General features: G+C 66.6%; 10 protein-coding genes. 4 read left to right on the forward strand and 6 right to left on the reverse strand.

The annotated features are described in order from the left end of the window. The first annotated feature begins 41 nt into the window (after positions 1 to 41). The 3 genes from DB30_RS25190 (at position 42) to DB30_RS25200 (ending at position 5170) form a co-directional block, all read left to right on the forward strand. The gene (locus DB30_RS25190; protein WP_052553433.1) at positions 42 to 1997 is read left to right on the forward strand and encodes a peptide MFS transporter; all 1956 of its coding nucleotides are present in this window, start codon (positions 42 to 44) and stop codon (positions 1995 to 1997) included. A gap of 286 nt (positions 1998 to 2283) precedes the next feature. Continuing rightward, positions 2284 to 4431 carry a tetratricopeptide repeat protein gene (locus DB30_RS25195; RefSeq protein ID WP_052553435.1) on the forward strand — a complete coding sequence of 716 codons (2148 nt, stop codon included), beginning with the start codon at positions 2284 to 2286 and terminating at the stop codon, positions 4429 to 4431. Between the two features lie 13 nt (positions 4432 to 4444). Next, positions 4445 to 5170, forward strand: a complete 726-nt coding sequence (locus DB30_RS25200; protein ID WP_205633060.1) for a hypothetical protein — start codon at positions 4445 to 4447, stop codon at positions 5168 to 5170. Positions 5171 to 5265: 95 nt separating this feature from the next. Here DB30_RS25200 and DB30_RS43185 read toward each other — a convergent pair whose 3' ends face one another. Next, positions 5266 to 5706 carry a histidine biosynthesis protein HisIE gene (locus tag DB30_RS43185; RefSeq protein WP_153258402.1) on the reverse strand — a complete coding sequence of 147 codons (441 nt, stop codon included), beginning with the start codon at positions 5704 to 5706 and terminating at the stop codon, positions 5266 to 5268. A 267-nt stretch (positions 5707 to 5973) separates the two neighbouring features. Here DB30_RS43185 and DB30_RS25210 point away from each other — a divergent pair, with 267 nt between their 5' ends. Continuing rightward, the gene (locus DB30_RS25210; protein ID WP_052553441.1) at positions 5974 to 7458 is read left to right on the forward strand and encodes a leucyl aminopeptidase family protein; all 1485 of its coding nucleotides are present in this window, start codon (positions 5974 to 5976) and stop codon (positions 7456 to 7458) included. Between the two features lie 45 nt (positions 7459 to 7503). On the opposite strand, the gene DB30_RS25215 is transcribed toward DB30_RS25210, so the two are convergent. The 5 genes from DB30_RS25215 to tsaD form a co-directional block, all read right to left on the reverse strand. Then, positions 7504 to 8538 (reverse strand): tetratricopeptide repeat protein, encoded by a 1035-nt coding sequence (locus tag DB30_RS25215; RefSeq protein ID WP_052553444.1) that lies wholly within the window; start codon positions 8536 to 8538, stop codon positions 7504 to 7506. Next, entirely contained in the window at positions 8531 to 9226 is a 696-nt protein-coding gene (locus DB30_RS25220; RefSeq protein WP_052553447.1) for an RNA polymerase sigma factor, read from the reverse strand. The genes DB30_RS25215 and DB30_RS25220 overlap by 8 nt, the downstream gene beginning before the upstream one ends. 394 nt (positions 9227 to 9620) lie before the next feature. Next, positions 9621 to 10505 carry a bifunctional DNA-formamidopyrimidine glycosylase/DNA-(apurinic or apyrimidinic site) lyase gene (gene mutM, locus DB30_RS25225; protein ID WP_146660522.1) on the reverse strand — a complete coding sequence of 295 codons (885 nt, stop codon included), beginning with the start codon at positions 10503 to 10505 and terminating at the stop codon, positions 9621 to 9623. Between the two features lie 3 nt (positions 10506 to 10508). After that, a complete protein-coding gene (rsmA, locus tag DB30_RS25230) occupies positions 10509 to 11441 on the reverse strand; it encodes a 16S rRNA (adenine(1518)-N(6)/adenine(1519)-N(6))-dimethyltransferase RsmA (RefSeq protein WP_052553455.1) in 933 nt (310 codons plus the stop codon). Continuing rightward, entirely contained in the window at positions 11438 to 12493 is a 1056-nt protein-coding gene (gene tsaD, locus DB30_RS25235) for a tRNA (adenosine(37)-N6)-threonylcarbamoyltransferase complex transferase subunit TsaD (RefSeq protein ID WP_052553458.1), read from the reverse strand. The genes rsmA and tsaD overlap by 4 nt, the downstream gene beginning before the upstream one ends. Between the last annotated feature and the right edge of the window lie 42 nt (positions 12494 to 12535).

Here is a 12535-nt window from a genome sequence, read left to right on the forward strand (position 1 = left end):
GCTCGCTTGCCCCGCGCTGGCGTCAAAGCGATGATTCCCCGGTGTCCGAGACCAAATCCGGGAAGCACCCCAAGGGTCTGTTTAAGCTGTTTTTCATCGAGATGTGGGAGCGCCTGGCTTTCTACACGATGCTCAACGTGCTGCTGCTCTACGTCACGGACTTCGAGCGCGGCGGGCTTGGGTTGCCGTCCGCCGAGGGCAACGAGATTTACGGGCTGTACCTCGCGTTCGTCTACTTCACGCCGTTCCCCGGCGGGATGATCGCCGATCGCTACCTTGGCTATCGCAAGGCCGTGCTGATCGGCGGCTTGATCATGTCGGCCGGCCTGTTCTTGATGAGCCAGGGCGAGACCTACTTCTATTACGGGTTGGTCGGCCTGGTGGTCGGCAACGGGTTGTTCAAGCCAAACATCTCCGTGATGGTTGGGAATCTGTACGAGCCCAACGACCCCAAGCGCGACGCGGGCTTCAACATCTTTTACATGGGCATCAACATTGGGGCGTTCGTGGCCTCGTTCTTGAGCTCGGCGGTGCGCAACAAGTTCAACTGGGAGGCCACCTTCTTGGTCGCCTCGATCGGCTTGCTGGTCGGCATCTGCATCTTGATGTTCAGCTGGAAGTCGCTCGAGCGGGCGGATCGTCAGCCCGAGAAGAGCGCCGACGACACCGGCTTCGGTGAGGTCTTCCTCAAGATCCTGCTGCCCGCGCTGGTGTTCGGCGCGCTCGGGTTTTGGCTGTCGAGCACCTTCATGCCCGACGGCCCGGTGCGTCCTGCGATCGTTGGCTTCCTCGCCGGGATGATCCCGATCGTGGTGTTCTTCGTGCGCCTTGGTGTCACGGCGGTCGAGAAGGAGCGCCCCGGGTTGCTGGCGCTGCTGCCGATCTACGTGGCTGGCGGGACCTTCTTCATGGTCCTGCACCTCAACGGCTCGGCGATGACACAGTGGGCCAACGACACGACCGCCCGCGACATCCCGGCTCCAAGCCTGTTTCAGCAAGACGGCCTGCCCAGCTACTACGGCAACGCCAACGAAGACGTCCCGCGCCCGAACCTGTCCAGCCTCGTGGTCGTCGAGGAAGAGAAGGTCGCGCGCATGTACGGGCAAAAGCGCATGGACCACGAGACCCTCGCGGCGGTCTTGGCGGCCAACCCCGACCTCACCCTCGAGGAATTCGATCCGCTCGTGGAGGTCACCCAGCTCGAGCCGGACAAGGCCGCGATCTGGCAATTCTCAACGGCGATCTACCCGGATGGCCAGCTCGAGGTGGTCGAGGGGACCGACGCCCACGGCGCGCCCACGGTCAGCGTCAACGTGCCCGAGAAGCTGTCCGCGGATCGCCGCGTGGCCTTGATGCGGACCGGAGCGGACGGCGCCTACCCAACCTACGTGGTCAGCCAGGCGACGATCGTTGACCTGTACGACAACTATGAAGAGCGGTTTGGCCACCCACCCGAGCAGCTGCCGCCGGGGGAGTGGGTGCAGGTCATCAACCCCGAGCTGTTCCAGTCGTTCAACGCGCTGTTCGTGGTCCTGTTCACGCCGATGGTCGTTGGGTTCTTCGCGTGGCTGGTTGGGCGCGGCAGCGAGGTCTCGACGGCGCGGAAGATCTTCTATGGGCTGTGCCTGACAACCGCCTCGTTGTTGCTGATGGCGCTCGGGGGGATGTTCTCCGACGGTGGCCACGCGAAGGTGTCCGGGCTCTGGCTGGTCGGGTTCTACGGGATCATCACGATCGGTGAGCTGCTGCTGTCGCCGATGGGCTTGTCGCTGGTCACGAAGCTGGCACCCAAGCGCTTGGTGGGGTTGGCGATGGGCGGATGGTTCTTGGCGACCGCGTTTGGCAACAACTTCTCCGGGTTCTTTGGCGGAATTCAGAGCTCGATGACGCCGGTGAACTTCTTCTTGGTGTTGGCGGGGATAACGGCGGTCGTGGCTGGGTTCATCTACGCCTTGCTGGATCGTTTGGACGCGGCGATCAAGCAGAGCACCCAGTAGCGGTGGGTGTGGGCACCGCCGCATGGGCCGCAGGCGGTGCCAGCCCGGCTGCACTGGTGGGCCGGGCCGCGTGCGCTGCCTCAGGGCAGCGCGGGCCGAGCGGCTTGGGTGGGGCTGATCGGGGGGTAGGCGCCAACGTGGGTGGGTCGCCGGTTGGGATCTGTGGTGGCCTTGCTCCGGTGCGCGCCCTGAGGCATTTTGCGCGCCCGTGTCTGGTCCGATAGCGACGATAGATCCGGCTACGCCGAACATCCCTGATGCGCTGTGGCAGCAGTCGGGCAGGCCGATGTCCTCGTGGCTGGTTCGTGGGTGGATCGCCCTCTTGCTGATCGGTGGCGCCGCCGTGCTCGCGCAGTACGTGGGGGCGACCGGTTGGGCGCTCGCGGCCGTCGGTGTGGCGGCGTTCTTTGCAGCTCCGGCGCTGGTGGACTCGCTGGTGCTCGCGCGCTTGGCAACAAAGGTCGACGCGGTCGAGCGGGCCAACGCTCACGCGCTGCTCGACGAGATCCGCGGCAACACGACGGTCAAGCTGTTCGCGCCTCACGCCTGGCTTCGCGTGCAAGAAGGCAGGCTGTTGCTCGCCGTCGATGAAGGGCGCGCGGCGGCCAAGGCGTTCGCGGAAGCCGAGCGGGTCTCGACGCATCCGGGTGACAAGCCCGAGCTGTTGTCGGCGCAAGCCCACGCGCTGGTGCTTGCCAGTGATCGCAAAGAGGCCCGCGAGCTGCTCGCCAAGCTGGCCAAGCTCGACCGGCTGTCGGATCTCGATCACCTCAATTTTGGGATCGTGTTGCTGTCCGAGTCCGGCCACAACAAAGAGGCGCTCGCCCACCTCGAGCAGGCGCGCGAGAGCTTTGGCGAGCACCCTCGCGTGCTCGGGGGCTTGGTCTTGGCCCTGCAACGCTGCGACCAGCCCGAGCAGGCGGTCGCGCTGCTCGACCTCGCGGAGCCGGTGGTCGAGCAAGCTGGGGATCAGCTCGCCCAAGATCTGCTCAAGCGCGGCAAGAAGGGGCTGCGGCCGTTTCTCAAGGCCAAGCAAAAGCGAGAGCGGAAGACCGAGACCGACGACGCCACCGTCGCCACGGGCAAGGGCAAGGGCAAGGGCAAGGGCAAGAACAAGGGCAAAGACAAGCTCAAGGGCAAGAAGGGTCGCAAGCAGGCCCGGCGTGACGCACGGAAACAAGCCAAGAGCGGCTCGACCGGCGACGGCTCGACGCCGAGCGACGCGCCCGTCGCTGCATCCGCGACCACGCATGACGAAGCAGACGCGCAAGCGAAGCCGGTCGAGGCGCCCGTCGCTGCAGCCGCGCGGACGGATGCGGATGCGGAGGCGAGCGATGCGTCGCTCCGCGGCGAAGCGACGTCCGACGCCGAAACGACGGCTGACGCTGAAGCGCTTGGTGGCGAAGCGATCGCTCGCGCCGCGACGGACGCCGAAGCCCACGAGTCGGATGACGTCGAGGAGTCGGAGTCGGAGTCGGACGGCGCAGCTGCGTCGGACGACGCGGACGAGTCGTCCGACGCGGACGAGTCGGATGACGAAGATGCGTCGGATGACGACGATGAGTCGGACGACGACGATGAGTCGGACGACGCAGATGAGTCGGATGACGACGATGAGTCGGACGACGCAGATGAGTCGGATGAGTCGGACGCGTCGGACGACGCCGATGAGGCAGACGACCTCGGCGAGTCATCCAACGACGTTGACTCGCGTGACGTCGGCGAAGTAGCCGCCCAGACAACAGATCGGCCGAGCACGGTCGACGCGGTTGAATCCGAGAGCTCGCGCGCCCCCGTGGCCGCGTCACCGGCTGCGGCCGCTGCGGGGTCGAGCGACGACATCGATCTCGCGAGCCTCGCTCGTGCAGCGCTGAGCCGGTCGACGGCGACCAGCGGCGACAGCAGCAGCAGCAGCGGGATTCGTCCGCTCGAGCCAAGCTCTTCATCGGGGAGCATGTTCCGCTCGGCGCTGTTCAATGACGTCGGCGCACAAGCAGAGAAGCCGGCGAGCCCCAGCGCCAAGCCGTCTTCCTTGTTTTCGTTGCCCGACTTTGGCGCGGTGCCCAAGTTCGCGCCCCCGCCGAAGGCCACCCGAGGTCCCGTGCTGCCAAGCAGCTCGACGCGACCCGCCACGCCGTCCAAGCCGTTTGGATCCGCCTCCAAGCCAACACCTTCGGTCCCAGCCTCATCAGGCTCATCAGCCTCAACGATGAAGCCGATCGCCCCGCCCAAGCCGGTGGCTCCGCCCAAGCCGGTCGTCGCGCCGAGTATCCCCAGCGTGTCGGCGCCCAGCGTGTCGGCGCCCAAGCTCTCGACCCCGAAGATCGAGCCTGCAGCGCTCGACGACGGCTGGGGCGACCTCGCGGATCTGACCGCAGACGCGCCCTTGCCGATCGCACCAAGCCCCGCGAAACACGATGACAACGATGCCTGAGGACTCTCCCGCGATGCGCCTAGGCGTCATACTCGACGACGAAACATTGCTGGGTGCGGGTCGCCGCAGTGATCCGGTCGAGCTCGTCGTCATGCGCACGACCTTCTTGAATCCACCGCGCACGAGCGCGGCCAAGCGCATGGCCGAGCGGGTTCACGAACGTCACCGCGACGCCGAAGTGATCCCCTATGCGTGGCACTACCTCACGCACGAAGCGTCGGACGGCGTCGTCGTTGGCAGCAACCGCAGCCTCGCGCTCGAGCCGGGCAGCTTTGGCCACCTTCGCGGTGACGGGATCGCCCACGCGTGGGAGATCTCCAGGATCTGCGCCGAGGCGTTCGGGTCCACGCGCGTCGTGATCCGTACCCCGCCCAGCTTCAGCCCAGGCGGACTCTCGCGTCGACGCTTCACCGACTTCGTCAACGCGTTGGCCCCCGAGCACCCCAGGTTGGTGTGGGAGCCCGAGGGTCTGTGGAGCTCGGCGGAGGCGGCGGCGTTCGCCGAACCGCTGGGGGTCGAAGTCCTGGCCCCGGCGTTTGCCATGACCGGCCAGCTGCTCGAGTTCGAGGGCGCTGGTTGGCTGCGGATCTCGGGGGGCAAGGACGCGCGCTTGCGTGCCAGCCACGCCGAGGTGCTCGCCTATGCGCTCGCCGAGCACGAGGGCCTGACCGTATTGTTCGAGGGCCCCCGCGCCTACGCCAACTTGCGATCGTTCGCCAGCGCGCTCGCTCTGGTCTGACTGTCTACGTTCGCGGGTCCACCCACGCTCACGGATGCCAGACGTGCGAAAGCCGCCGGAGAGACCCCGGCGGCTTCCGAAGCGAGCGCGAGGCCCTACTTCTTGGCAGTCGGCTTCTTCTTGGAGGCCTTCTTCTTGGCGGCCTTCTTCTTGGAGGCCGGCTTCTTCGCGGGCTTCTTGGAGGCCTTCTTCTTGGTGGCCTTCTTCTTGGCGGCCTTCTTCTTGGAGGCCGGCTTCTTCGCGGCGGGCTTCTTGGAGGCCTTCTTCTTGGTGGCCTTCTTCTTGGTGGCCTTCTTCTTGGCGGCCTTCTTCTTGGCAGCCTTTTTTGCCGGCTTCTTCTTGGCAGCCTTCTTCTTGGCAGCCTTTTTGGCCGGCTTCTTCTTGGCAGCCTTCTTGGCCGGCTTCTTCTTGGCGGCCTTCTTGGCTGGTTTCTTTTTGGCGGCCTTCTTCTTGGCGGCCTTTTTCTTGGCAGCCTTCTTCTTGGCGGCCTTCTTTTTGGTAGCGGGCTTCGCTTCCTCGGTAGCTTCGGTATTCATCGGTGGACCCTCCTTCAGGGTGGCAGTATCGCGCACCGTACAAAGCAGGATCATGCATGTCAACTCTAATTAACAACTTTGATACTCAATTATAGGAAGTTGAGTGATCCTTGTAGGAAGTTGAGCGATCTTTACGTTCAACTGATGACATGTATGCATCACTGATGCTCCGTTCAGCTCTCATGAGCTGGAGACCGGCGGCCGCGACAGGAATGCGCGAAGATCACGGGTTTGGCAGCTCGGCTTTCGTGTAGGTTAATGTCGCCTATGATTCAGATCGACTGGGGTCACGATCTACCCTCCACCAAATCGGAGAGCCTGCTGGTCGTCGCTGTCGCCAAGGACGACATCGATGGGCTGGATCAACGTTTTGGGGCTGGCGTGAGCGCTGCGCTCTCGAGCGCGAGCTTCGAGGGGAACGCGGGCGACAGCTTCCGCTTCTCGATCAGCGAGCCCGAGTTTCAGCAGGTCATGCTGCTTGGGGCGACGGAGCTCGACGGGGCTGCAGGGCTGCGCCGGCTGGCGTTCGAGGCTGGGCGGGCCGCTCGGGCTGCAGGGGTCGTGAACATGGTGTTGGATGTTCGCGGGTACCTTGGCGCTGACGATGAGCGGACCGCCAGGCAGATCGCCGAGGGGATCGAGCTGGCGGGCTATGCCTACGAGCGCTACCTCGACGAAGAGCGGCGCAAGCCGGCCAAGCTTCGGAACGTGACGGTCGTGGCACCCGGGGACGCGGATCTGCGCCGGGCGGGCACCCGTCGCGGGCAGATCATCGCGCAGGCGATCTCCCGAGCCCGTGACCTCGGCAACGGTCCGGCGGAGCTGGTCACGCCAACGTACCTGGCCGAGACCGCGGGTGAGCTCGCGGCCGAGCTGCGCGGGGCTGGCCACGATGTCAGCTGCGAGGTGTTCGATGTCGAGGAGTGCGAGCGGCGCTCGATGGGCCTGTACCTCGCGGTCGCGCGGGGCAGCGCCGAGCCGGCGAAGTTCATCCACATGACCTACAAGCCCAAGCGCGAGAGCAAGGGCCGGATCTGCTTGGTCGGCAAGGGCGTGACCTTTGACTCGGGCGGCTACTCGATCAAGCCCAGCGACGGCATGCTGCAGATGAAGCTCGACATGGGCGGGGCCGCAGCGGTGATCGGCGCGATGCAAGGGATCGCCCGCCTCGAGCTGCCCTACGAGGTCCACGTGATCTCGGCGGCCGCCGAGAACATGGTCAGCGGCAACGCCTATCGGCTCGGCGATGTGTTTCGTGCGTCGAACGGGAAGACCGTCGAGATCAACAACACCGACGCCGAAGGCCGGCTGACCCTCGCGGACGCGCTGGTGTTCGCGGCCTCGCTCGAGCCGGATCTCGTCATCGATTTTGCGACGCTGACCGGCGCCTGCGTCGTCGCGCTCGGGCCTCACATCTGCGGAGTCATGACCCGCGACGACGCGCTCGCTTCCGAGTGGGTCGCCGCTGGTGAGCGCGCTGGCGAGGACATGTGGCGGCTGCCGCTGCCCAAGCCCTTGATGTCCATGCTCGACAGCAAGATCGCGGATCTACGCAACACCGGCGAGCGCGCTGGCGGGGCGCTGACGGCCGGGTTGTTTCTCGAGCAGTTCAACGAGGGCAAGCGTTGGATGCACGTCGACATCGCGGGACCGGCGATCGTCGACAAGAGCTTCGGCGTGAACATCGAGGGGAGCTCGGGCGTGCCCGTTGCAACGATCCTCGAGTTCTTGTCGCAGGGCATCCCCGACTGACGCGCGGACTGACGCGCGGACTCGCTGTAGCGGACAACCGCCCGCCTACAGCGAATCCGCGTCGAACGCTTCGGCCTTCTTGGTCTTCTTCTTTTCGCCGGGCAATGGTTGCTCGTCGCGTTGGGTGCTGATCCACGCGTCGATGCCAGGGTTGCCGGAGCGCGCGTCATCGAACCAGCGGTTGGCCTCGGAGCTGCGGCGATCTTGCTCGTAGCACAGGCCGATCCCAGCCTTGGCGCGCGCGACCGCGAGTGAGTCGGCCCCCGCGGCGATGATCTGCGAGTAGATCGAGTGGGCGCGGTCGCAGTCACCCATACGCCGAGCTGCGTTGCCGCGCTCGAGGCTGGTCCAGGTCTCGTCCTTTGACATGGGCTCTGGCGCGGGCGCTGGCGCGACTGCGGGCGCGGGCGCCGACTTGGCCTTGTGTGTCGAGCTGGGCTTGCGCGCCGGGTCTGGCTGATCCGCGACGACGGGATCAGAGGCATCGTCAGCGTTGGGTTTTGCGTCGTCGAGCTCGACGTCTTCGCCGGCGTCCGCATCTGGGGTGTCGAACGGATCCTTGGTCGGATCCTGGGCGCCCCGAGATTCAAAGGTTGGTTCACTCGCTGGCTCCGAGCGCTTGGTGTCGGAGGCGTTGCTCTGCTCGGCGCGGCGATCATTTTTGCTGGCTTCGGTCAGCAGCTCGTTTTTGTCATTGAGCGTCGTGTTGGGCTCGAGCAAGAACAGCACCGCGGCGGCGGTTCCAGCGAGCGCGATGCCGGGCAACACGGTGCCACGCCAGCGCTCCCAGATGCTGCGCCAGCCACCTGCACCCTCGACGCCGTCACGCAGCTTGGGTTGGCGGCTGACCTCGTGGGCTTCGGCGATGACCGCTGCGAGCACGTGATCCGCGGGGGTCTCGGTTGGAAACGCTTCGCGGCACAGCGCGAGCACGTCTTGATACTCGCCAAGCCGCTCGCGCAACGCGGGGGTCAGACCACGCGATGCGAGCTCTTCGATCTGATCTACATGATCGAGCTGATCAAGCTCCTCGAGGGCGTCCTCGAGGATGTCGAGCTCGCGTGGATCGAATTCAGCCACTTGCGGATGCCTTTTGGCCGGCGACAGCCGGTTTGCCCGGTGACCCGGCCGACTCGGCGGGTTCACGGGGGTCAATGTCTTGCAAGTCGCCGCGCAGCTTCTCGAGGGCGTAGCGCATCCGCGACTTGACGGTGTTCTCGGGGGCGCCAACGGCCTCGCCGATCTGCTTGAACGAGAGCCCGCCGAACTGGCGCATGACGAACACCTCGCGCTGGTCGTCGGGAAGATTTTGGATCGCGGCCGCGACCCTGTCGCGGATCTTGGGGGCCTCGGAGGCAGCGTCGGTGCCGACTTGCTTGGCGTCGGTGACGTCGAGGATCGACAGGCCATTCTCGCTGCCGCGGCGCTTGGCCTCGAGCGGCAGCGTGCGTCGGAATTTCTGGCGGCGGCTCTCGTCAACGCACAAGTTGCGAGCGATTGTGTAAATCCAAGTCGTGAATCGAGCGGTTCGCTGGTAGCGATCCTTGGCTCGGATCACGCGCAAGAAGACGTCTTGCAGCATCTCTTCGGCGCGGCTGTGGTTGTGCACGCTTCGCAGCAAGAAGTTGTACAGGCCCCGCTTGTGACGAGCGACGAGCTGCTCGAACGCCGCGCCGTCGCCGTCTCGAAAGCTCAGCATCAGATCCTCGTCGCTCCGAGCCCCGTCGAGGCGCTCATCGTCGGCCGGGGCGTGGTCGTCCGCAGTCATCGTCTTCGTCGCGCGAGCGACCCCTGGAATTTGCGACCCCGACCCTGTGGGAGGCAAGTCCAGGGGTCGGGCGTCAAAGTCGGAGGTCCAGACGAGCGCTACGGTTGCCATCATAGCGTCCCAACGGACGGGGCCGCGACTTGGCGCCGATTCGCTGGAGTCGAGGTGCGCATTTTTTTGATGCGCATGAACGGACGCGGACACGCGCGACGCAAACGGCGATCTTGGGGCGGCGATCTTGGGTTTGCCGAGTTTGCGAGTGAGCCTGACCTCACATAGCTATATTGCTTGCGGAGCTCTTGGCCCCAGTCAGATCGCGTAACCGACGCCGTGGCTCCGTCGAGAGGGCCTGACTCGCGGTGTCGACGCCGATTCGGTGCCCGGTTTGGGTCTGTCAGGGCACCCGGCGGGTCCGCGGCTTGGCCTGGCATCGCTTGCACAGCACGCCGCTTCGGCCTTGGTGAACGAAGCTGGCGAGGGGAGCGCCGCAGACCGGGCAAGGTTGATCGGCGCGGCCATAGACACGCAGGTCGTCTTGGTTGCGCCCGACCTTGCCGGTGACGTTGCGGAAGTCCTTGAGGGTCGTGCCGCCGTTGTCGATCCCGCGGCGCAGGGCCGCTTGCACGGCGTCGGCGAGCCGTTGCCAGGCCGAGGGGGCGAGCCGTCGCGCGGGCAGCAAAGGGTGCAGGCGCGCTTCGAAGCAGGCCTCGATCGCATAGATGTTGCCGATGCCTGCGACGGCTTGCTGATCCAACAGGGCGTCGCGCAGGGCTCGCTCGCTGCGGCCAAGCGCGCGCTCGAGGGTGGGGCCACCAAATCCACGGGCGAGCGGCTCGGGCCCCAGGCTCGCGATTGGATCGGTCTCGTAGATGGCGTCGAGCGTGCCAGCGCGCAGGCCTCCGAAGCGGCGAGGATCGACGAAGCGAAGCTCGCGGCCGTCGCCAAAGCTCAGCACCAGGTGGGTGTGCGCGACTCGAGCTCGACTGGGATCCGTGACCCCGCAGCGGCCCGACATGCCCAAGTGGATCAGCAGGACCAGCTGCGTGTTTTCGGTGGCGGCAGGCTCGGCCGCGTGCATGTGCCAGAGCAGGTATTTCCCACGACGACGGACCTGCTTGGGCGTTGCGCCGATCAAGATGTCGAGGTTCTCGAGCTCTCGTCGCCAGTGCTTGCCGATCCGCAGCGCCTGCGGTGAACGCCAGACCGCGGCCACGGGCGCCGTGATCCTCGAGCGAACGATGCCGCGCCGGACAGACTCGACTTCGGGGAGCTCGGGCACGGTTCAGGTCGGTCCGGCCTGGCTGGTGGGTCCGGCTGGGCTGGCTGGGCTGGCTGAGTTGGTTGCTTGGGTCGCGGTGGCCTCGGCTTCGCGGGCGCGCTGCAGCGCGGCGAACTGGGCTGGGCCAAGTCGTTCGGGTCGGATCTTCGGGTCGAGCTCAGCGACGGCGATCCAGCGCAGCGCCTGATCCCGGTCGGCCGCGACCCCGGCGAGCGCGTTGGCCAGGGTCTTGCGGCGCCGCTGGAAGCAGGTCCGGACCAAGCGCAGGTACTCGCTTGGATCCGCGACCTCACCCAGCGCCGTTGGCCGAGGCTCGAGCCGAACCACCGCCGAGTCGACCCGCGGCGGCGGCAAGAAGCAGCCGCGACTGACGGCGCAGACCCGAGAGATCCGGCGCACGCGGGACAGGGCCGCCGTCACCCCGCCGTAGCGCTTGCTGCCCGGCTCGGCGCACAGTCGGTCGGCGACCTCGCGCTGGACCATGACGATCCACGGGCCGGTGATCGGGCTGTGCTCGAGCAGCGCGAACAACAGCATGCCGGTGAGCTGGTACGGCAAGTTGCCAACCACCGCGGGCGGGCGCTGGCCTGCTTCGATCAGCGGTTGGGCGATCGCGGCATAGTCGAAGCGGACCGCGTCGGCCTCGTGGAGCACGAACTGTGGCTGTGCACCAAGCTCGGCCCGCAGCACGACGCACAGATCCCGATCGCGCTCGATCGCCTCGACGCGGGCGCCGGTCGCGAGCAGGTGGGCGGTGAGCGTGCCAAGGCCCGCGCCGATCTCGATGACCGTGCGGCCGGGCCCGGCCTTTGCGGCGGCGACGATCTCGTAGTGGATCTCGCGCTCGTGCAGGAAGTTCTGGCCCCAGCTCTTGCGCGGCGACAGACCGTGGCGGCGCAGCAGCTCGGCGGGAGACGGGATCTGTGGCTGGGTCATGTCACCGCGGCCTCGGGTTCTTGGCCAACCTCATCAATAGCAAGGCTCGACTGCACATCGACTCGCGCCGTCCAGCCCGCCTCGACCTGGGCGGCGGCAGCGGCGGCGATCATCGCGGCGTTGTCTCCACAGTAGCGAAGCGGGGCGGCGACCAGGCGAAAGCCCTCGCTGGCGGCGACCTGCTCGAAGCGCGCGCGCAGGCCCGCGTTGGCGGCGACGCCACCGACGAGGTGGACGCGATCACACCCGCGGGCTCGCCTCGCCGTGCAGGTCTTGGCCACCAGCACATCGACGACGGCGGCTTGAAACGACGCGCAGAGATCCTCGAGCTGGGCGCGCGAGTTGGGTTGACCCTCACGCTCGAGGTGCACGGCGACCGCCGTCTTGAGGCCCGCGAACGAGAAGTCGAGATCGTTGCTGTTGATCATCGCGCGAGGGAACGCGACGGCGCTCGGGTTGCCGGCGGCGGCCAGCTTGTCGATGATCGGGCCGCCCGGGTAGGACAGGCCGAGCAGCTTGCCGACCTTGTCGAACGCCTCGCCCGCCGCGTCGTCACGGGTGGCGCCAAGGATCTCGTAGTCACCGAAGCCGCGAACGTGGACGAGCTCGGTGTGACCACCCGAGACGAGCAGCGCGAGGTGAGGCGCAAACGGCTCGGGGTCGCGGCGATCATCGCCGATGAAGGCCGAGAACAGGTGACCCTGCATGTGGTGGACGCCGTGGAGCGGCAACCCGGTTGCGAGCGCGAGGCCCCGGGCGGCCTGGACACCGACGAGCAGCGCGCCGACGAGGCCCGGCGAGTCGGTGACGGCGAGCGCGTCGAGCTGCTGGCCAAGGCGTGTCGGCTCGAGTCCAGCCTGCTCGATCGCCGCGCGGATCACCGAGGTGATCGCGTCGAGGTGATGGCGACTCGCGAGCTCGGGTACGACGCCGCCAAACTGGGCGTGGATCTCGATTTGTGACGCGACGACGTTGCTGCGCACCCGCAGCCCGTCAACCACGGCGGCGGCGGTTTCGTCACAAGACGACTCGATCGCGAGCACGCGTGCCATGTTGAAGTTCCTGGTCGCTCGACTCGAGCGTGGACGAGCGCA

The sequence above is a fragment of the Enhygromyxa salina genome (assembly GCF_000737335.2).
GTDB classification, from domain to species: domain Bacteria; phylum Myxococcota_A; class Polyangia; order Nannocystales; family Nannocystaceae; genus Plesiocystis; species Plesiocystis salina_C.